This window comes from Aerococcus urinaehominis (assembly GCF_001543245.1).
In the GTDB taxonomy this organism is placed as follows: Bacteria; Bacillota; Bacilli; order Lactobacillales; family Aerococcaceae; genus Aerococcus; species Aerococcus urinaehominis.
This window is the reverse complement of the sequence record NZ_CP014163.1, coordinates 166984-188060: the sequence shown is the minus strand read 5'-3', so window position 1 is coordinate 188060 and position 21077 is coordinate 166984. Positions and strand designations below refer to the sequence as shown.

At 41.3% G+C, this 21077-nt stretch carries 12 protein-coding genes and 1 tRNA gene; 10 read left to right on the top strand and 3 right to left on the bottom strand.

Features of this window, described 5'->3' with window-relative positions; translation table 11 throughout:
* Positions 1 to 4: 4 nt before the first annotated feature.
* A complete protein-coding gene (locus tag AWM75_RS00855; RefSeq protein WP_067977289.1) occupies positions 5 to 1420 on the bottom strand; it encodes an alanine/glycine:cation symporter family protein in 1416 nt (471 codons plus the stop codon).
* A gap of 236 nt (positions 1421 to 1656) precedes the next feature.
* On the opposite strand from AWM75_RS00855, the gene AWM75_RS00850 reads away from it, so the two are divergent.
* Positions 1657 to 2217 (top strand): hypothetical protein, encoded by a 561-nt coding sequence (locus AWM75_RS00850; protein WP_067977288.1) that lies wholly within the window; start codon positions 1657 to 1659, stop codon positions 2215 to 2217.
* Positions 2218 to 2358: 141 nt separating this feature from the next.
* Here the strand turns inward: AWM75_RS00850 and AWM75_RS00845 are convergent, their stop codons facing one another.
* Positions 2359 to 3030 (bottom strand): 2,3-bisphosphoglycerate-dependent phosphoglycerate mutase, encoded by a 672-nt coding sequence (locus tag AWM75_RS00845; protein WP_067977287.1) that lies wholly within the window; start codon positions 3028 to 3030, stop codon positions 2359 to 2361.
* A 171-nt stretch (positions 3031 to 3201) separates the two neighbouring features.
* Here AWM75_RS00845 and AWM75_RS00840 point away from each other — a divergent pair.
* From AWM75_RS00840 to AWM75_RS08735, 9 genes are all read left to right on the top strand, one after another.
* Positions 3202 to 3274, top strand: a tRNA-Thr gene (locus AWM75_RS00840).
* A 142-nt stretch (positions 3275 to 3416) separates the two neighbouring features.
* On the top strand, positions 3417 to 5894 hold the full coding sequence (gene mprF / locus AWM75_RS00835) for a bifunctional lysylphosphatidylglycerol flippase/synthetase MprF (RefSeq protein ID WP_067977286.1): 2478 nt from the start codon (positions 3417 to 3419) through the stop codon (positions 5892 to 5894).
* 42 nt (positions 5895 to 5936) lie between these two features.
* Positions 5937 to 6218 carry a hypothetical protein gene (locus tag AWM75_RS00830; RefSeq protein WP_067977285.1) on the top strand — a complete coding sequence of 94 codons (282 nt, stop codon included), beginning with the start codon at positions 5937 to 5939 and terminating at the stop codon, positions 6216 to 6218.
* 324 nt (positions 6219 to 6542) lie between these two features.
* Positions 6543 to 7976 (top strand): aldehyde dehydrogenase family protein, encoded by a 1434-nt coding sequence (locus tag AWM75_RS00825; protein WP_067977284.1) that lies wholly within the window; start codon positions 6543 to 6545, stop codon positions 7974 to 7976.
* A 134-nt stretch (positions 7977 to 8110) separates the two neighbouring features.
* Complete coding sequence (locus AWM75_RS00820; RefSeq protein WP_067977283.1) at positions 8111 to 9274, top strand: oxidoreductase; 1164 nt, start codon at positions 8111 to 8113, stop codon at positions 9272 to 9274.
* 676 nt (positions 9275 to 9950) lie between these two features.
* On the top strand, positions 9951 to 10607 hold the full coding sequence (locus AWM75_RS00815) for a helix-turn-helix domain-containing protein (protein WP_067977282.1): 657 nt from the start codon (positions 9951 to 9953) through the stop codon (positions 10605 to 10607).
* Positions 10608 to 10655: 48 nt separating this feature from the next.
* Entirely contained in the window at positions 10656 to 11465 is an 810-nt protein-coding gene (locus AWM75_RS00810) for a hypothetical protein (protein ID WP_067977281.1), read from the top strand.
* A gap of 624 nt (positions 11466 to 12089) precedes the next feature.
* The gene (locus AWM75_RS00805; RefSeq protein ID WP_067977280.1) at positions 12090 to 19832 is read left to right on the top strand and encodes a YPDG domain-containing protein; all 7743 of its coding nucleotides are present in this window, start codon (positions 12090 to 12092) and stop codon (positions 19830 to 19832) included.
* A gap of 302 nt (positions 19833 to 20134) precedes the next feature.
* The gene (locus AWM75_RS08735; RefSeq protein ID WP_143236660.1) at positions 20135 to 20326 is read left to right on the top strand and encodes a hypothetical protein; all 192 of its coding nucleotides are present in this window, start codon (positions 20135 to 20137) and stop codon (positions 20324 to 20326) included.
* A gap of 72 nt (positions 20327 to 20398) precedes the next feature.
* On the opposite strand, the gene AWM75_RS00800 is transcribed toward AWM75_RS08735, so the two are convergent.
* A complete protein-coding gene (locus AWM75_RS00800; RefSeq protein WP_067977279.1) occupies positions 20399 to 21061 on the bottom strand; it encodes a DUF4956 domain-containing protein in 663 nt (220 codons plus the stop codon).
* Between the last annotated feature and the right edge of the window lie 16 nt (positions 21062 to 21077).

Genomic DNA, 21077 nt, shown 5'->3' with positions numbered 1-21077 from the left:
ATATTTAATGCCAGTAGTCTAATTTTTCTGGGTCAAGCCCAATGGCTTTAGCTCTGAAAACAGGATCTTTGCCGGCTTTTCTTTGCGCTTTATAGTCTGCTAGGGCATTTATAGCGGTCTTGCTGAGAATCAAGATGGTTGGCAGGTTAATCAAAGCCATTAAAGCCATCATAAAGTCAGCTGCTAACCAAGCAAAATCTGCTTCTTGGAGGGCACCTAAGAAAATGACTAGTCCTGCTAGTAGCCGATAACCAATCATAAAGCGACGTCCAGGAGTAGTGCCAAAAATATAGGCTAGGTTGTTATCAACATAGTAAAGGTTACCAATTAAGGTAGTGAAGGCAAATAAGACCAGGGCAAGGGTAACAAAGTAGGGTCCAATTGGTCCGAAAGCTGAAGCTAAGGCTTCTTGGACATAAGGGGCACCAGATAAATCTGGGTTAGGGGCAATTCCAGAAGCTAGGCACATAAAGGCTGTAGCGGTACAAATTAAAAGTGTATCAATAAAGACTGAAATCATTTGGACTAAACCTTGCTTAACCGGATGTGAAACTTGAGCAGAGGCAGCCGCATTAGGAGCTGATCCAATCCCAGCTTCGTTTGAATAAAGACCACGCTTAATACCGTACATCATGCTGGAACCGGCAATACCAGAGAAAATAGCTTTAAAATTAAAGGCATCTGCGAAAATTAACTTAAAGATGGTTGGTAGATAGTCCAGGTTAAGGACAATCATCACTAGGGCAACACCAACATAAATCAGCCCCATAAAAGGAACCAGGAAGGAGGTTACCTTGATGATGCGTTGACCACCACCTAAGATACAATAGCAAGTCACTAAGGCTAAGATGCCGCCAATTAGATAAGGCGAAATTTGACTGTTATAGAAGCTATAGATGCGGAAAGAATCTTGTAGGTTATAGGCAGCCAGCATATTGAAACCAACAGCATAGGTGAGAATAAGACATATGGCAAAAATAATACCCAACCAGCGTTGACCAAGCGCTTGTTCAATATAATAGGCCGGGCCTCCGTATGATTCACCAAAGCGGCCTTTTTTCTTGTAGATTTGGGCGAGAGTGGACTCAATAAAAGCAGAAGCGCCACCAATGATAGCTACCAGCCACATCCAAAAGACAGCCCCGTAGCCACCTAAACAGATAGCTGTTGATACACCGACAATATTACCAGTACCTACCCGGGAAGCTGTGGAAACCATTAGGGCCTGGAAGGAAGAAACCGCATCATCTTCCGCTGGTTTCTCAGTAATGACACTGACCGCATCCTTGAATTGGGTGATCTGAATCAAGCCGGTGCGGACGGTAAAATAGAGACCGAGACCGATCAAAAGGATGATGAGGACAGGGTAGTAGAGAAAATCATTAAGGGGACTAATGAGTTTTGTTAATGTTTCTAACATAAAAATCACCTTCTATAATAAATTATAAGTATAATTACTTCTAAATCCTAGCATAAGTCACAGTTTTGGTCAATTAGTCTATAAAAAATATAACAATAAACATAATTAATGGTTTAAATTGTTATATTATATAACTTAAACCAGCTGGATATTATATTTTGAAAATAAGTGATTTTAAAAACTAGATGTGCTAGAATAAGACTAATTAATTTCTGCAAGCTAAGAAGGAGCATATTATGAATCGTGAAAATCGGATTAAAATTCAGCGCCTAACCGTGACCGCACTCTTACTAGCTTTGGGTATCTTGATCCCCATGATTATGCCTGTGAAACTAGTCATTGGACCAGCTTCTTATACGCTAGCCTCCCACGTTCCTGTCGATATGGCTATTTATATGGGACCGGCTGCGGCCGTAACAGTTGGTCTTGGGACAGCCTTGGGTTTCTTATTTGCAGGCTTTCCATTGGTGATTGTTGGTCGGTCGTTAACTCATGTGATATACGGAGCTCTGGCAGCTTATTATCTGCGATACCAATCTAGCTTTTTAGGTAAAACTAGTCAGCGGGTAATATTTTCAAGCTTAGTCAACTTGGTCCACGGCATACTGGAAGTCATTGTGGTTTATTTGATGACCGGTATTGGCACTGGCCCTTTAGCACCTGGTTATTTCTATACCCTTTTTGTTTTAGTAGGCTTAGGCACTTTGATACATGGTATGGTAGATTTCGAAATTGCCTACCAGGTGACTAAATTAGTTAAACCAAGCTCACCGGATGCCTTTGAACTAATGCCATAACATAAAGCAAACAAAAACACTTGCTGGTTTAGCAAGTGTTTATGTTTGCTTTACTAAGATTGATGGCACAGGTCAACCTGTAAAATTATAATTTGACCAAATATATTGGTAGATATTAGATTTTTTGAATGAGTCGTCCAATTAGAGGATGCTCTTATTAATAAGCTGAAGTTGGTCATCAAAATCATAGACAATCGGTTGGCCAGTAGCTAGCTCTAAATCAACGATGGCCTGATCATCTAAGCCTTCAATCTGTTTAGTTAAAGAACGTAGGCTGTTACCATGGGCAACAACTAACACATTCTTACCAGCCTTAAGGTCAGGTGCAATACGATCTTGCCAATAGGGCAAGGTCCGCTCCAAAGTGTCTTTGAGGGATTCACCAGGTAGCAGTAAGCTAGTATCTAAATCTTGGTAACAATCATCGAAGGCTTGGCTTTCTTCAGCTTGGGGTGGACGCACATCAAAAGACCGTCGCCATATATGGACTTGATCAGCCCCATATTTTTCGGCTGTCTTGGCTTTATCCAAACCTTGTAGAGCGCCATAATGCCTTTCGTTTAGCCGCCAGGATTTTTCAACAGGCAGATATAAGTAATCCATCTCTTCCAGCACATGATAGGTTGTTTGGACAGCCCGACTTAAGCGTGAGGTATAAACTTGATCAAAAGTAATACCAGCAGCCTTGAGGTCACGACCAGCCTGGATGGCTTCTTGGTGGCCCTTAAGGCTCAATTTTGGATCCAACCAGCCGGTAAAGATATTGGCTAAGTTATATTCACTCTGGCCGTGGCGGATAAAGACTAATTTCATAAACAAGACCTCCCAATGATTTTTTCACCTATATTGTAGTCCTAAATAACATTTAGGTCAACCTAAAAACAGCGGATTTAGCTGATAAAATTGAGCTATAAAACGATAACATTTTTAAAAAAACTTGCATTTTTTTCTGATAAGGTAGATAATAATTTGGTCAATTATTAGGCCGGATTAGCTCAGTTGGTAGAGCAGTGCACTCGTAACGCAAAGGTCACAGGTTCAAATCCTGCATCCGGCATCGGCTAGAGTAAAAACGATAGCATATTTTTTAAGAGGACAAGGGTCCTCTTTTTTTAAAATTTAGCCAAATCTGGCTTTCGTTACAGACTGAGCTGGTCTGCTAGCTTATAATAGGGTGAATTATTAAGGGGGAAAGTCTGATGACCTATAAGGACAGGCTCAAGCAAATTTTGCGCATTATTTTTTATTTATTTGTATTTGCCTTAATTGCCTATTTAGCAACTGGGGCCCTGCATGATATTGATTGGGAAAGTTTCCGTCAAGCCATTGGGCAGGTAACTTGGCCTAGGCGCCTGGCTTTGGTTTTATTTGCTTTAGTCGCTTTTAGTTTTAACGGTCTCTATGATTGGAATGCCAGTCAGGCTTATCCAATGACAGCCAGTTTCCTAGATCGGCTCAAGGTTGGCTGGATTAGCCAGGCTTTTAGTGAATTTGTCGATATAGCAGGTATGACAGCCGCGGGGCTAAGGACTAATTTTTACCGCCAAGCAGGTTTAACCAGCTACCAAGCCTTGCATATTTCCTTGGTTAACCAGCTCGCATCTTTCTTAGGACTGGTTTTTATCTTACTAGCAGCAGGTTTGGCGAGCCTAAAAGCTGGTTTATATTGGCCTCTTCTAATCGGTTTAAGCAGTCTAATATATTTGCCTTTATTCATATTTGGCGACCGATTAAAAAAAGTTAGGGGTTATTTGAATAAAAAGCAAATGCAAACATTTGACATGGAAGCGAAACTGAGATATATCCCTATTTCAATCCTGGATTGGACCAGTGCCTTACTATATTTCTTATTCGCTATGGCCAGCTTTAATCCCGGTTTTGATTGGGGTCAGGGATTAATCATCTATGCTAGCGCCATCTTAGTGGGTATCTTTTCTTTTGTGCCTGGTGGAGTTGGTACTTTTGACTTAACGGTACTACTGATGATGCAAGAGGCTGGCTATCAAAAGGCCAATATCTTGGCTGGTTTAGTGGTAATCCGTGTTTGTTACTACTTGGTGCCTTGGCTGATGGCTACTAGTCACCTAGCCAATGATTGGCATCGAGCTAAGACAGACCGGTTTCATCAAACTGTCTGGTCGAATCTGACCGTTAACCTATTGGCAGCCACTATGCTAGTAGTAGGGGTTTTAATCTCAGCAACCGTGCTGAGTCCTGGCCTTTTTGAGCGGATTCGTTTTATTCAGCCGTTACTACCCTTTATCGATCAAAGGTTATCAACGGCAATTAGCTTGGCCATTGGTATGGTTACCACTATCTTGTCCCTGGGTATTCATTATCGTATTAAGCGTGTCTATTGGCTATCATTAGTTCTACTACCAGTCGCTTGTTTTTTAAGTTTAGTACGTGGTTTCCCGCAATATATTGCGATAATTATTGCCGGATTGTGGTTGGTCCTATATGCTAATCGCAAGCAATTCAATCGCGAAAGCCTATCCCTAAGTCGTCGCAATGTGAGCTTAGCCCTGGCGCTATCTTTTATGGTTTTAGTAACGACGACAGTGGTGCTCGGCTTACGCGTGATTAAAATAAAAGGAGAATTTATTTTTAATATTAGCCTCCTACATCTACCCTTTTACCTGGTAATCATTGTCGCGTTAGCGCTACTGATACTTTTTAGCCAACCTAACCGTCCGAGCTTTCAGCCGCCGAGCGAAAATGAGATCATAGACTATCTCGCTTTGGGTGAAAAATACGGCACTAGTGAGTATAGCGCTCTAGTCCATCTAGCTGATAAACAGATTTATTTTTCAGAAAGCAAACAATCTGCCTTGCTGTACCGACCAGCAGGTAGCAATATGCTAGTTTTAGGTGATCCTATCGGCCTAGAATCAGATTTTAGTAACCTAATATCTGATTTTGCAACCTACTGCCATACTTTCCAAATGGCTCCAGCCTACTATGAAGTCACCCCCAAGTATTTAGATATTTTCTGTGGTTTAGGCTATCTGACAGTAAAAATCGGTGAGTCAGCACGCATAAATCTTGAATCATTTTCCTTTGAAGGCAAAAAGAATCGTAATTATCGTAAGGTGCGCAATGGTTTAGAAAATGCTGGTCTCGAATTTGCAGTAATCAATCCTCCTTATAGCGACCAGGTAATTGCAGAGCTTGCAGCCGTCTCGACAGCTTGGCTAGCTAATCGGCGGGAGTTAGGTTTCTCTCTGGGTTCATTTGATCCAAATTATCTGCAAACCAGTCAAATTGCAGTAGTCCGCAGGCAAGGTAAAATAATTGCTTTTGCTAACCTCATGGTGTTTGACAAACAGACCTTATCGGTAGACTTGATGCGCTATCAAAATCAAGCGGATATAGATCAGTTGATGGATATGTTGATTATTCAGCTGATTGCTTGGGGACAAGATCAAGGCTATGCCTACTTTGATCTCGGTATGGCTCCGCTAGCCAATGTCGGCCAGGAATCTTTTTCAAGATCACGGGACCAGGTCCTCAAAATGGTTTATGAATATGGCAACCGTGCTTACGGTTTTAAAGGCTTGCGCGCCTATAAAGCCAAGTACCGGCCAGAATGGATTAATCGCTATCTAATCTATACAGATAGCACGGCCTTACCTCAGGTGCTGCTTTCTCTGTATGAGGTCATTCATCGATCCTAAATGTAAGGACATGAAAATAGTGGAGAAGGGAGGTACTGATAGATGAAGTTTCCCAATCCGCAAGCTAAGAAGGTCAAAAAGGCACAACCAATGTTAGTATCTTGTGGTGTCTGTAAAGCCGACCTTATCTGTTATCAAAAATTAGGTAAGGGTGGTCTTTTACGGATGTACCTCGAGCGCGTCGTAACTAGCCAAATGCCTTTAGGAGACCATGACCTAATCTGTCCCGAGTGTGGTAACCTGCTAGGGGTGCTTATTCATGCTAAGGGCAAAGATTGCTACAAGATGCGTCGAGGCTATTACCAGGCTAGATTTATGAAATAATTTTAAATTGCTAGGTGCCATATAAAAAATAAGGCCAATTAATTGTGGTAATTCACATTAAGTTGGCCTTATTTTTATGTTTAGTTTTTACTTAAGATAAACCGATATTAGCGGCAGGATATTCTAAATAGATAGTCGCTAATAATTATACCAATTATGATTAAATTCCAAAGATTTGGTGGATTTTTAATCTGCTAAATAATTCTTTAGTCATTCATATTAGTTTATTTGGCTCATTTAAAGCTCTGATAATGGCATTTTATATATGAAAGCGCTATACTGATAAAAAGTGATACGTCTAGCCAATTTTACGGAGGTATAACAATGAAAATCTACGATAAGCAGTATATCAATGGTCAGTGGCAAACGGGGACTGGCCAGTCTCAACTAGAAAATCGCAATCCTTTTACGGGTGAGCTCTTATACAGTTACCAGTCAGCCAGTGCTGATGATGTCGACCAGGCCTACCAGGCGGCTAAAGCCGCTCAAACTAACTGGGCTCAACTGACACCCCAAGACCGGGCTGCCTATATGGACAAGCTATTAGTTGCCATGGATGAGATGGCTGAAGAGACGCGAGCTGTTTTAGTTGAAGAGGCTGGGTCTGCAGCCAACAAAGTGGCTTTTGAGCTGGCCACTATAAAAAGTATTGTCCAAGAATTCCGCAATGCTTCAGCCCATATGAATGGTACAATTCAGCCCTCCAATGTACCAGGCAAGGATAATTATGTGATCAGGGAGCCAAAGGGCGTCATTGGCGTTATTGCCCCCTGGAATGTTCCTTTGGTTTTGGCCATGCGGTCAGTAGTACCTGCCATTGCTTTGGGTAATACCGTAGTCCTCAAGCCAGCTTCTGACACGCCGGGGTCAGCTTTTCTAATTGCGGAGATGTTTGACCGAGCAGGTTTTCCACCAGGGGTCTTCAATGCTATAGCTGGTAAGGGTTCAGAAATTGGTGATGCCATTACAGCCCATCCTATTCCTAATGCTATTTCCTTTACAGGATCTACCGAGGTTGGTCGCCATATTGGCAGTGTGACGGGTCGTGAGATTAAGGATGTCTCCTTGGAACTAGGTGGCAATAATGTGCAGCTCGTCTTAGCTGATGCTGATATTGACCAGGCGGTAGAGGCCGCTGTCTTTGGGTGTTTCTTCCATGCAGGTCAAATTTGTATGCGAACTAACCGCATTATTATTGCGGATGACATTTATGATGACTTTAGGGAGGCTTTTGTAGCTCGGATCAAGACCTTGAAAGTTGGTGACCCTAACGATAATGATAATTTTTATGGGCCAATTGTCAGCCAAAGCCAAGTGAAGAAAATCACTGGCTATATCGAATCAGCCCTATCTGAGGGCGCCCAGCCAGCCTTAGCAGGAGAAACGACCGGTCAGGTGATTAGTCCTTGGATTTTTACCGAAGTCACTAATGATATGACCATAGCCCAAGAAGAAGTATTTGGCCCCGTGGTAGCTTTAATCAGAGCTCAAACTCTCGACCAGGCTGTGGAAATGGCTAATGATACCCAGTATGGCCTATCCGGAGCTGTCTTTACTAAAGATTGTTATCGGGGCTTACAGGTAGCCAAACGGATCGAGAGCGGGATGGTCCATGTTAATAATCCCTCAATTAATGATGAGTCCCATGTTATGTTTGGAGGCGTTAAAGCATCCGGTCTAGGCCGCTTTAACGGTCAGTGGGTTGCTGATAAATTTACGACAGAACGTTGGATTAGTGTTCAAACTCTGCCGCAATAATATTTATACCCGGTCCTAGACCGGGTTTTCCTGTATCAGCTGACCTTATATAACTATCAATCACCTATCAAAGCTTAGTTTTCATGGCAGATGAAAACTGGTAAAATAGCAGTTAGATTAAAGGGGGATCTGATATGACTAAAGAGCTAACTGATAGTCTGACTTTTCGACATGGGGCCCAGGTGTCCAACCGCATCGTCCAACCACCTATGTTGACCAATTCTGGTGCCAATGACGGCTATGTGACCCAGGAAACTGTTGATTACTACGCCGCCCGGTCGCAATCAGCTGGTATGGTAGTGGTCGAATACAACTATGTGAGTTACGCGGGTGGTCCTTCCCGGTCTTGGGCAAATGACCGAGAGCAACTAGGCTTTTATAACGATTCTTATCTTGCTGGCGCTAGTCAGCTCGCTGAGGTCCTTAAAAAAGATGGTAACAAGGCGATATTACAGCTATCCCACACTGGTCGCGAGGCCAATTGGCGGGTCCAACAAGGGGAAAAAGTCTACGCACCTTCTAGTTTCGATTTTGGGTTTATTGACTATGAGGTCGAAGAAATGACAGAGGCTGATATTCAGGCAGTTATCCAAGATTTTGCTGATGCGGCCGTACGGGCAGTCAAAGCTGGTTTCGATGGTATTGAAATTCATGGTGCTAACCATTATCTTTTCCAACAATTTTTCTCTAGTTGGTCTAACCGCCGCCAGGACCAGTGGGGTGGTAGCTTAACTAACCGCATGCGTTTTAGTCAAGAAGTGTTACGGGCAGTCTTTAAAGCCCTCGAAGGAGTAGCGCCTGATGACTTTATTATTGGCTATCGTGTATCACCACAAGAAATTCATGGTGACCGTGTCGGCTATACTTACCGAGAGTGCCAGGAACTAGTTAAGGTCTTGACTCAGGAATTTGAACTTGACTATATTCATCTATCCCTGCTTCAATATGATGCTAAACCTGAAGGAGAAGACCAGACCTTTGCGGAACTAATCGGCCAGGTCTTACCGGCAGAAGTTAAACTAATTATTGTGGGTAATGTGAAATCCCAAGCCGATGCGCAAGACGCCCTTAATTATAGTGATTTAGTGGCAGTGGGGCGGGGAACAATCATTGATCCCCAGTTTGGGCTAAAAATTGCACAAGGTCGAGGCCAAGATATTATCCAGGAGATTTCTCCAGACCAAGTCAAGGCTAGTAAACTACCCGGTGGTTTAATCCATCTCTTCTCTGATCCTGATATGGCACTAAAACTGCCTGGCAGGGAGTCAATTTATCATTTGCATGAACATTATCATTAAATACTTATTAATTGATGAATCAGCTAGTAGCTAGCAGTCATGTAAAGATTCGAGATTCTGATGTCTAAATCATTGCAAATTTAAATGAGTGTCTTGCTTCCAACAAACAACTGGAGCCAAGACACTCGTTTTTGTTTAATGCTAGCCACAAATTAATAGAGAAAGTATTTTCCAGGAAAATTAAGAAGAGACCACCGTAACTGCTTTCTCTGAATAATCACTAGACACTCGATTAGATGGATACTGATTGATTATGATTTGAATTGCTTTTCTTTAATATGTTTTTATTTGATCTGATTTATTTTGATAGGCAAGCTATCTTAGCAGATGTGTTTTTTAAGGGTAACACTTTGACTACATCATTCTTTTTTGGGTTGTAGGAATTAGTGAGCAAGCGAAAAAATTAGTTAAGTTAATAAAAGTATGATGATAGAAATTCAATTGAATTAAAAATTACCATGAACAAAGTCACTGCTAGAGGGCTTAGTTAGCCTAGGAAAGCCTGTAAACTCAGAAAGTCTCTTTAATTTTTTTAAAATATTTGTATAATAGGGAAGGTTGACTGCACTGCTCAACCTTTTTTGTGTTGCTAAAAATTACGTTGTCATATAAAACGCAATCTCGTATTTTGTGTAAGTCAATTTTACTAATAAATAATAAAAGAGAGGAACACTTTATGCGTCAATTAATGCTACCTAATAAGTCACAGCGTCAGCTGGAATTAATTCGATTTTTCTTTGCCAATCGTGGCAAACTTTTTAATTATGATGATTTAGCTGCTATACTTGATAGCTCAATTAGTGTTGTTTTTTCTGATATTCAAGACATTGAGCTCAGCTTTACTGAAGAATTACAGGTGGAGCGTCAGAGCAAGCAAGGAATTACCTTAAAAATTAAACCTCATTTGTCCTATAACTATTTCTTTAAAAAATATGCCCAGAATTCAACAGAGTTCCGTCTTTTAGATGGGCTAATTCATCAACGTTACCAGCGGATGAACCAGGCTGCCGATGACCTCTTTGTCAGCCGGACGACGATTTCTCGGGCAATTGACCACATGAACGAATTCTTTAACCACAGAGGGTGGCCTATTTTAGTTCAAAGAAGCCCCATGAGTCTCAAAATGGATGAAACGATTTATAGGCAAGTGTATCCTTTGTTTGTGGATGCCTTTTATTTTCTAAAGGATTGGCCCTTTGACCAGGTGAGCTATTCTGCTATTCATGAATTTTTTAACCAGTTCGCTAAGGTATCAACCTTTTTTACAATGGCACAAAGGTATCCCATTACCTATATACGCCTAGCCTGCAATTTGACGCGTTATCTTGATTAACATTGGGTAGACGCTAATCAAGCTGATCTAAGTTTAGAAAAGTCCCAAATGCTGCTAGATGCGCTACCAACTGACCATCATTTTATTGACCTAGCTACTGGCCGCCTACCGCTCAACAAGGAAATCATGCAACAGCTATTGGTAGGGATTGTTTCTGACCAAACTATTTTGAGAAGCCAGTGTATTGACCGCAAATTTTTTACTAGTCAAAGTTATTTTGAATACTATTGCGGCTTTTTAAACCAGTTAGCCACCTTAGCTGGGAAATATGGCTTGACTTCTATGAACCAGGATAAGCTAAACTTTATTGGTATGAATATCCATAATTATTGCTTTACTAAGATAGAAATTCGTGATTTGTTTGCGGATGTCAATCCAACTTTTATGGAGGACTTGAAGGAAGTGATTGCCCAAATAAATGTTGACTTTATTAAGGATCTAGAGGCCCTTTTGACTGAGTATATGAATCGTACGCAGATCCCCTTAGCAAACCAGGCGGAAGCGTTAGAATATCTGCTTTTTCTTACGCTCGCTAATTGGCCCAATATTGCCTATGAACTTGGCAAAAGCCGTGAACATGTGCGCGTCCTTGTCTATACAGGTAATCATGGTCTGGATATAAAAGTGCGGGCCGCCCTCTATAACAATGTTCAAGGCTTTGTTGATATTGAGGTGATTGACCATACCCTTGACTGGACTAAAAGTGACCAGCTACCACATGATATTTTTATCCTATCTGAGCAGTTACCATTTGTGACGGGCAAACCATGCTATATCTTTACAGCTTTTAATGATTTAGATATGATGCGTTGGGTCTACCAGCAAGCTGAGAATTTAATCCAAACAAAAGTGAAATAATACCTGCATTTTTAGCGAATTAATAGCCAATTGTTTTTTTAATGAAAATTGAGACTAAAAATAGACCAGCTAACCAATAAATTATCAACTATACTAGCAGATAGAGAGGCAGCCATGAACCTGGTTTGAAATTATTTAATTAAATACCTAGCAAATGAAACCCTTATTTCCAGGTCAAAGTATTCCTCTGCCAACTCAGCCGGGGCTACCCCGGCTTTTTTGTTTTTACATAGTCAATGTTGTACTTAGTCAATTACATCTTATGGACATATTTTGAATTAAGCCATTATAATTTGGTCATATATTTACTGGCTTTTAAATTATAATGAAGGTGCCTAGGAATGATTTGCATGATAGTAACAACTAAAATATTCTTTTCCAACCCAATTCCTGACGATTTAATAATTAATTGTTTTCTAGTTAAAAAGTCTTGCATTCCAGGCAAAAGTCGAGTATAAGCTCGACTTTTTTTGTTGTCAAATTAGCATCCCGGACAAGAAATGTCCGGGTGTGACACATTTTTAGAATAATAATTCTAAAAAGAGAACAGCAAAACTAAATCTTCTAAGATAAACTTGGTCTGTTAAAAAATGTGTGGCAGAGATCACAGAAAGGAATGGAAAAATGTTAAGTCGTCATAATCATAAAGAGTGGTTGAGAAAACAGGCAGATCGTAAAACACACTTTGGACTACGTAAGTACAGCGTGGGTGTTGTGTCAGTTGCTTTATCTGCCTCCTTGCTGTTCTTGGGCAGTCAATCTCTTGTGCAGGCTCAAGAGGTTGATGCTAGTAATCTAAAAAGCTTAAATCAAAATCAATCTAGTTTATCTGACCCAGCCGAAGATGCAAATCCAATTAAGCCGGAAGCAGATAATAGTCTTGTTCTGGAGCCAGTTAATAATAATCAAGAGGCTAGCACTGAATCTCCAAAACCCGCTTTAAAAGAAAACAGCGGTGAAGCTGAAAAAGATCTGAAAAATCCTGAAGAATTAACAGAAATTCAGCCTAAAGATGGTCAAACACTCGACGGTAAACCAAAAACTAATCCAGTCGCTGACCAAAACCTTGATAAAAATAAAGCTACGGACAATGAAAGTGCAGCCGATAGTGATGAAATAAAAGCAATTTTAAGTGAGTCACGGTCAGCTAACTTGCCAAATAGTACTAGTAATGACCAAGACCGGGCAAGCAATAGTGCTAGTGGACCACTAAACCAGCCGGTAGACTGGGATAAAATTAAATTGCCAAAAGTTGCTGGCGCACTTAGCCACCACTTTTTTGTAACACAGGGCAAAAATAATTTACCTGGTATTTCTGAGGCAGATATTGCGGCTGAGGTTTTACGCAATGAAAAAGTGAAAGAAGCTTTAACTAAGGCAGGTCTGAGTGCTGATCAAGTTGAAGTGGTATTAGCTGATAAAAATGAATTAGCTAAAATGACCGAATTAGTAGATGATTACGGGCGGCGAGAAACCGCAGGAACAGTTAAGGTTTATCTAAAAGATAAAAACAGTGATAATAAAACAGCTACATCTGATGTAAAAGTCTTCTATTATCGGCCACCATTTGCTGCAGAAGTGATTAAAACTGAAGGTCAAATTACTAATAAACCAGGAGAGATTCCATTTAATTTAACGAGTCATAATATTGGAAAATTAGTAGTAAAAGATCCGAATAATTATACGATTGCTGAAACTGAGAGAGATCAGTTGATAAAGCAATTTATAAAAGTAAATCCACAGTTAAATCTTAGTACAGAGCAAATTTCCATGGATGAGCGCGGAAATTTAACCATTAAAAACAAAGCCGGCGAGGATCCTTACCAAACAGTTGTTAATGGGGATATGTTTGTTTCTGCCATTGGTCAGTTTCCGGAAGTATATATTTTCTCTACTCCTGATCCTGATAATCCTAAAAATAATAAGTACTCCGTCCTACCTGGTGTCGAAGCACAATTACGCAATGGATTAAATTACACTAAATTTTGGGGTGCTAACGGATATGGGGTGCCGACAAATGATAAAAATGCTCATCTAACTGGATTAAAGTTCAAACAAGAAGGCGACAAGCTAAAAATCTTTGGTACCTACGACGAAAGTAAATCTAACGATTATGGCGGCTCTCGTGTTATGGGTACGTATATTGGTGACCATTTTACTAACTCATTCTCACCATTTATGATCCGAATCCTAAAAATAAAAAATAAATCAGTCATTCGTAGCATAGATGATCCAAAACAAAAAATTACCAAAGCAGATGTAGAAAAAGCGATTGAGATTGATTACGAAGGCTTAGGCCCAGTTTACTATAACGGTGTCAAAAATAAATGGGGCCTAAATGGCATAAACTCTAAAACTGACTTAATCAAAGATATTAAGAACAAAGTTACTAAAACTGTTAGTATCGAGGAACCGGCCCACGAAGTCGGAATTCATCAAGTAACAGCTGAATTTACCACTGACTTAGTCGCCAAATCCGGTACAATAACTGAAAACCTAATTTACTATACTGAGAAAGTACCAAACACCTTGGTTGATGATCCAAATAACCTTAAGCCTGTGGAAATTGAAGCAATTAGAGATAAAGTCGCTAAAACAAACAAGGTAGATCCAGGCAAAGTTACTGTTAAAACTGACGGGACCATCCAAATCAAATATGGTGACCGCCCAGGGGAGACAGTAACCTTCACTAAAAAACCGGTTATCACGCCGACGCCTAGCTATGAGCCTGTCATAGGCACGCCAAATCAAACAATTAAAATACCAGCTAAAATCCTGAATGGTAACCAACTAAAACAAGACCATTTTACTGGTCCTAAATTCGAAAAATTAGCTGATGATCCGAGCTTTGAAATTGATAAAAATACCGGTGAGGTGAGATTTACTATTCCTGAAACTAGTAAGGACGGAGACACTATCACCAAATCAGTCAAAGTCTCTTATCAAGAAGGGAACCGGACCGTTGAGAAAACTGTTGAGTTCACCGTGAAGGTGACTGCCCAACGCGACCAATACCAAGGGCACTATCCACCAACTAAAGGCAATCCAGGTAAGGCTGTTAATGTTATCCCGCCATTCTTCTTTGAACAAGATAAACAGGATGGTGAGCCCTTAGATAAGGCCCCTACAGGCACTCAATTCAAATTTGATGATAAGCTACCTAATAATTTTAGTAAAAAAGCTGATAATCAGTTAGAAGTGATTATCCCAGATGGCGGCACTGACGGCCAGGCCACTACGGTTGCTGTTACACTAAATTCAGATGGTAGCCTTAAAGTCGATTTACCTGAAAACATTAAAGACAAGACTGCAATTGAAGTACCTGTTTTAGTCACTTACCAAGATGGTACAAGTGAAACCGTTACTAGCAAAGTGACTGTTTCTGCTCAAAATCAAGCCTATATTCCTACTTATCAGGCTAAGGATGGCAAGCCTGGTAGCACAGTTCAATTAGACAAGCCAAACTTTACTAAAGATGGTCAGGATGCTTACAAACCTGCGAGTGCAAGTTTTGCCTTCCCAGCTCATATGTGCCAAAATGGCCAGGGCCAACACACCGTTAAGGTTGATACGGTAGATGGTGGTAAAATTGAGGCGGTAGTAACTCTGGGCACTGATGGCCAGGTGTCAATTGATTTACCTAAAACTGCCAAAGATGGCACCGTAGTTGATATTCCAGTAGTGGTTAAATATGGTGATGGTACCCAGTCAGAAGTCAAGGCCCAAGTAAATGTTGTGGATCAGAGTCAGCGCTTCAAACCAAGCTATACCAAGCAAACTATTAAACCGGACACTACGGTAACTGTACCAGCGCCTAATTATGGCGATAACGTACCAGCCTCTGCCACATATAAATTTGGCTCAAGCGTTAAACCAGGTAAAAATGGAGGGCATGTGATCGAAGTACCAAGCAAAGACGGTGGCAAGATTGAAGCAACCGTCACCATTAATGATAAGGATGGTAGCTTAACTGTACACCTACCAGAAGGTGCCCAATCTGGTCAACCTCTTCAAGTACCAGTTGTGGTGACCTATCCTGATGGTAGTGAAGACCAAGTTACTAGCGACTTAGTCGTTAAGGATGACAAGCAAGAATACCAGGCCAGCTATGAGCCTCAGACCGTCCAACCTGGTCAAAAAGTAACGATTGAAAAACCAGGATTCACTGATCCTAAGGGGCTGACTACCACACCACCTGCGGACACCAGCTTCCAGCTAGATCCAACCATGAAGAAAAACGACCAGGGTCAAACTGTGGTGCCGGTTGAAACTACTGATGGTGGAACGGTTGAAGTACCAGTAACCATTAACCAAGACGGCAGCATCTCCCTAGAAATCCCAGATAAGGCTAAACATGGAACTGAAATTGATGTGCCTGTTCTGGTAACTTATCCAGATGGCGGACAGCAAAAAGTAAACAGTAAAACTACAGTGTCAGCTGATAACCAACAATACCCTCCTAAAACTGAAAAAGTGACCAAGGACTTTGGTGAACCAGTAACTGAAGAAGAATTAATCAGCAAGGTTAAGACGGATTATCCGACAACTAATCCGGATAAAACTGTTAAAGTGACAATTGATGACCCTGATGCTTTACCTAAGGGTGATAAGCCTGGCGACTTCACAGTACCAGTTACCGTGACCTATCCTGATGGCACTAAGACAAAAACTTCAGTTGCAGTCACTGTTAAAAAACAAGGCTTGGCTAATATAAAATATATTGATAAGGCCACGCAAAGTAGTGCGACCCCGACTGAGATTGATGCTAAGTTCCAGGTTGAAAAGGATCCAGCTAAATATCCTAATACCATGACTGGTAAAAATGGCGACAAGATTAATCTATGGGATTACGAGATTTCAAAAGCTCCGCAATTCATTGGTTTTGAAAATCCAACTGTCCAAATGAAGGGTGGCCAACACCAGTATGATAATCCAGCTACAGGTACTATTTTAGTCGCTTATGACAAAATTGATGAAATCACTACTGAGCCTAAGCCAGGTTACGTGAAAGTGAGCTTTAAAGCTGGAGATAATGCCCAATTGAGTGACAGTGATACTAAAGAAGTAACTTACTATGTTAACCCACGAGCTGGCGTTAAAATTGACTTTACTAATGGTGGCTTCCAACTTGTTGGTAAGGACAAGAATAGTAACCCATTAACTAAAGCTGTACCACAAGTCACACCAAATCCTGGCTTCAAGCCTAATTATGCCAAGGAAGACCAAGGTTCAACTTCAACCTGGACTTTTGATAACTATCATATGGTGGGGCAAGATATTACAAGTGACCTATCCTTCACTAGTCAAGTCAGCTTGTCTGACCAAGCTAAATATGAGCCAGATTATGACCTGGTTAAGGTAGAGAAGGGTCAATCAGCCACCAGTCAAATTAAGCTTTATCAAACTGATAATGACCACAATTTCTTGGCTAAAGATGGTCAGCCAATTCGTGATAGCCAAGGACAGATTGTCCAAGACATCAATAAAGTCACTGACAAGTCACAACTAGCAGAAGTTACACCGCCAGCGACAACTAATTACTCTATTGCACCTAATGGTATTACTCTAGCAAAAGACTCTAAGGTTGACCCAAGTCAAATTACTGTAGACCCTAACACTGGTACAGTAACCCTTCCACAGAGTGAAGTGGATAAGTTAGCTGATAATGAACAAGTATCCGTGCTTGTGAAAGTAGCTTATCCAGATGGTAGCTTTGATAGTGCTCAAGCCTATTTCCAAAGAACAATTGAGCCAATGACTATTGAGGCAAGTGTCGGCAAGAAGACTAAAGTCGAGGGTAGAGATGGCACTGAAGTTAAAGATATTAACGTCAATGTTAATAAAGACGACGCCATGATTGTTGCTAGTGTACCGACCTTAAAATATGATGAAGCCACCAAGACAATTACTGGTAGCCTGCCTAAACAAGATTGGCAAGATGGTGAGGAAAGTAAGGACATAACGGTTAAAATTACTGCTATGCGCGTACGCGAAGATGATGAAGTTGAAACAGTAGAAACAAATGTTGTAATTACTGTCCAACGTGATACCGACCTCGACGGTCAACCTGATATCAATGATACGGATGATGATAAGGACGGTATCCCAGATGACCGCGAAACCCCTGGTCAAGAAAAAGTCTTTACACCACTAACTATGACAGCCAAGGTTGCCCAAGATAAAAAAGTAGAAGGCAAAAACGGCACACCAATTGATGATATCAAAGTGGATATTAATAAAGACGGCGCGCAAATGGTTGCCAGCATTCCAGGTCTAAATTATGACGAGAATACTGGTATGGTGACTGGCCACCTGCCTAAGCAAGACTGGAAAGATGGCGAAGAATCAAAAGAAGTTGAAATTAAATTAACTGCTAATCGTCTGGGTGAGGATGATAAGCTGGAAACTGTCGAAACTACAGTAACCATTACTGTTCAACGCGATACTGATGGTGATGGCAATCCTGATGTGACAGATTTAGATGACGATGGTGATGGCATTCCAGATAAAGACGAAATCGATAAAGGCTCAGATCCAAAAGATGGTAAAGTGATTCCACAAACACCACTTGCGCCAGTCGCCCAAGCTAAGGTAAGTCCAAGCGAACAAACGGTAGTTGAAAAACATGCAATCACGCCAATTGAAATTGCAACAGACGATCCAAAAGCTGAGATTAGCGTAGACCAACTACCAGCTGGCTTAGTCTACAACCCAGAGACTAAGACCATCACAGGTACACCAGAATCACCACAGTGGGGTGATCATGAGACAGGTGAACTTGTTTTCCTAGTGAAGATTACCAACGCAGATGGTTCTAAGCCGACTAAAGAGGTTCACATTACCATCCAACGCGACACCGATGGTGATGGTCAACCTGATATCAATGATATCGACGATGACAACGACGGTATCTCAGATGAGGAAGAAACCAACAAAGGTTCAGATCCAAAAGACGGCAAAGTGATTCCACAAACACCACTTGCGCCAGTCGCCCAAGCTAAGGTAACACCAAGTAAACAAACAGTGGTTGAGAAGAACTATATTGAGCCAATTGAAATTACAACAGAGGATCCGAAAGCTGAGATTAGCGTAGACCAACTACCAGTTGGCTTAGTCTACAACCCAGAGACTAAGACCATCACAGGCACACCAGAATCACCACAGTGGGGTGACCACGAATTAGGTGAACTCGTCTTCCTGGTGAAAATTACCAATTCAGATGGCTCTAAGCTGACTAAAGAGGTTCACATTACCATCCAACGTGACACCGATGGTGATGGTCAACCTGATATCAATGATATCGACGATGATAACGACGGTATCTCAGATGAGGAAGAAACCACCAAGGGTTCTGGTCCAAAAGACGGCAAAGTGATTCCACAAACACCACTTGCGCCAGTCGCCCAAGCTAAGGTAAGTCCAAGCGAACAAATAGTGGTTGAGAAGAACTATATTGAGCCAATTGAAATCAAAACAGAGGATCCGAAAGCTGAGATTAGCGTAGACCAACTACCAGCTGGCTTAGTCTACAACCCAGAGACTAAGACCATCACAGGTACACTAGAATCACCACAATGGGGTGACCATGAGACAGGTGAACTCGTCTTCCTAGTGAAGATTACCAACGCAGATGGTTCTAAATTGACTAAAGAAGTTCATATTACTATCCAACGTGACACTGACGGTGATGGCAATCCTGATGTGACAGATTTAGATGACGATGGTGATGGCATTGAAGATAAAGATGACATAGAGCCTAAAAAATATAATGTCGTGACTGAAAACGGCCCAGGCACCAGCCAACCGGAGTTACCAGCCTTCCCAGAAGACCAAGTACCGCCGGTATCAGAAAATGGACCAGGTACCAGTCAGCCGGAACTACCAGTCTTCCCAGAAGATCAAGTGCCACCGGTATCAGAAAACGGTTCAAGTACGACTCAACCGGAACTACCAGTCTTCCCAGAAGACCAAGTGCCATCGGTGTCAGAAAACGGTCCAAGCACCAGCCAGCCGGAATTACCAGCCTTCCCAGAAACTGAGCTACCAGCTCAGCCTGATCAACCAGGTCAAACTGAAAAACCTGTTCAACCAGAGAAATCAGATAAGCCTAAAGGGGGAAAATTGCCAGAACGATCTCATAAATCAGAAAAACCAGGTCAGGAAAAAGCACCTGAAAAATCTAGTCAATCTGATCAGATTAAAGGCAGTGCTAAAGTGACTCGTCCAGACGCTCAAGCTGGTCAAGCACACCAGCCTAGCCTACCAGCGACAGGTAGCTTAGCGTCTCAGACAAATCTCATTGCACTATCTCTATTAGTTTCTGGTAGTCTAATGGTCTTTGCCTATAAACGTAAAGAGGACCGTTAAAATTTGTATAATTTTGCAACTTCTAGTACATATAATTGCCTGGACTAAGCTTAACTAGCCATGGCTAGTTAAGCTTAGTTATCCTAGAGATAAATAAGGCCTTATATTAAAAAATATCGGAGCTTGGAGGGATTGATTATCAAGGGATAATTGGTCTCTCTAAGCTCTTTATTATATCGGCTAGCATAGTCAGTGTTTCGTACTCGCATATAGCTAGTTATTAAAACCATATCACTTGTCTTAACATAGCGTATAATGGTAAAATGATTGTGACAAATTATAGAAAGGCATGGTAACTATTTATGGAAAAGTTTAATATGAATCGTTTTTTACTAACTTTTGTCATCATCGTTGCTATGGTTGGACTCGGCTACCTAGCTAGTTTTCTAATCTTCCATCAATTTGTAGCCATTATGCCTTGCTTAGGCTTTATTTTTGGTATGGGTCTAGCCCACGCCAAAGGGCTCATTAACCTAGCTGGCCTAGACTCTTAAAAGAGCCAGCAAAAAACATTAGTAAATTTAAAAGGACCTGCGGCAAGTCGCAGGTCCTTTTCTTATTGGTTGCTACATTTCAGCAGATGGCGCTAAGATATTAACGGTATCAACCCCATCATAGGATTTAATAATCCGGGTCACAGTATTTTGGCCGGTTGTGTTAGCTCTAAAATCAAAGACTAGTTCAAAAGAATCTTCTAAAAGATTTTGCGCTTTCAAGTTGTAACTTGAAGAATATTTTTCGATTATGGCAGTGATTTGTTCCAAGTCAGCATAACGACCCCGGATAACCAGGAGCATATTTTCAGAACTGGAGGCAACCTTGCTTGACGCAATGAGAATAATGGTTAAAATCAGCGATCCCATAATCCCTAGCAGGTATTCATGACTGGCAGCAGCAAGGCCGATAAAAATGGCCCAAAAAACAAAACCAATATCGCGGTTGTCACGGATGTTGGTCCTAAAACGCACTAGGGAAAGGGCACCAACCATACCTAGGGAGAGCGAAACATTGCCACGGATGACCATCATGATGATGGTTGAAATCACAGCTATCATCACCAGCATCAGGTTAAAATTGGCATCATAGGCTAGCTTGGTCCGGATCTTCTTAAAGGTAAAGAACATGATAGCTGATAGGAATAGGGAGAAGGCCAGGGAAATGAGAACTTCCTGGTTGGTTAATTGGGCAGTAATTGCTGAAGCATCTTGGTCTAGTTGTAAAAATTGCATAATATTTTCCTCCTGG

Excerpts from the sequence above, each read along its gene's own strand:
- AWM75_RS00855 (WP_067977289.1), bottom strand. The coding sequence starts at position 1,420 with ATGTTAGAAACATTAACAAAACTCATTAGTCCCCTTAATGATTTTCTC.
- AWM75_RS00850 (WP_067977288.1), top strand. The coding sequence starts at position 1,657 with ATGAATCGTGAAAATCGGATTAAAATTCAGCGCCTAACCGTGACCGCA.
- AWM75_RS00845 (WP_067977287.1), bottom strand. The coding sequence starts at position 3,030 with ATGAAATTAGTCTTTATCCGCCACGGCCAGAGTGAATATAACTTAGCC.
- mprF (WP_067977286.1), top strand. The coding sequence starts at position 3,417 with ATGACCTATAAGGACAGGCTCAAGCAAATTTTGCGCATTATTTTTTAT.
- AWM75_RS00830 (WP_067977285.1), top strand. The coding sequence starts at position 5,937 with ATGAAGTTTCCCAATCCGCAAGCTAAGAAGGTCAAAAAGGCACAACCA.
- AWM75_RS00825 (WP_067977284.1), top strand. The coding sequence starts at position 6,543 with ATGAAAATCTACGATAAGCAGTATATCAATGGTCAGTGGCAAACGGGG.
- AWM75_RS00820 (WP_067977283.1), top strand. The coding sequence starts at position 8,111 with ATGACTAAAGAGCTAACTGATAGTCTGACTTTTCGACATGGGGCCCAG.
- AWM75_RS00815 (WP_067977282.1), top strand. The coding sequence starts at position 9,951 with ATGCGTCAATTAATGCTACCTAATAAGTCACAGCGTCAGCTGGAATTA.
- AWM75_RS00810 (WP_067977281.1), top strand. The coding sequence starts at position 10,656 with ATGCTGCTAGATGCGCTACCAACTGACCATCATTTTATTGACCTAGCT.
- AWM75_RS00805 (WP_067977280.1), top strand. The coding sequence starts at position 12,090 with ATGTTAAGTCGTCATAATCATAAAGAGTGGTTGAGAAAACAGGCAGAT.
- AWM75_RS08735 (WP_143236660.1), top strand. The coding sequence starts at position 20,135 with ATGGAAAAGTTTAATATGAATCGTTTTTTACTAACTTTTGTCATCATC.
- AWM75_RS00800 (WP_067977279.1), bottom strand. The coding sequence starts at position 21,061 with ATGCAATTTTTACAACTAGACCAAGATGCTTCAGCAATTACTGCCCAA.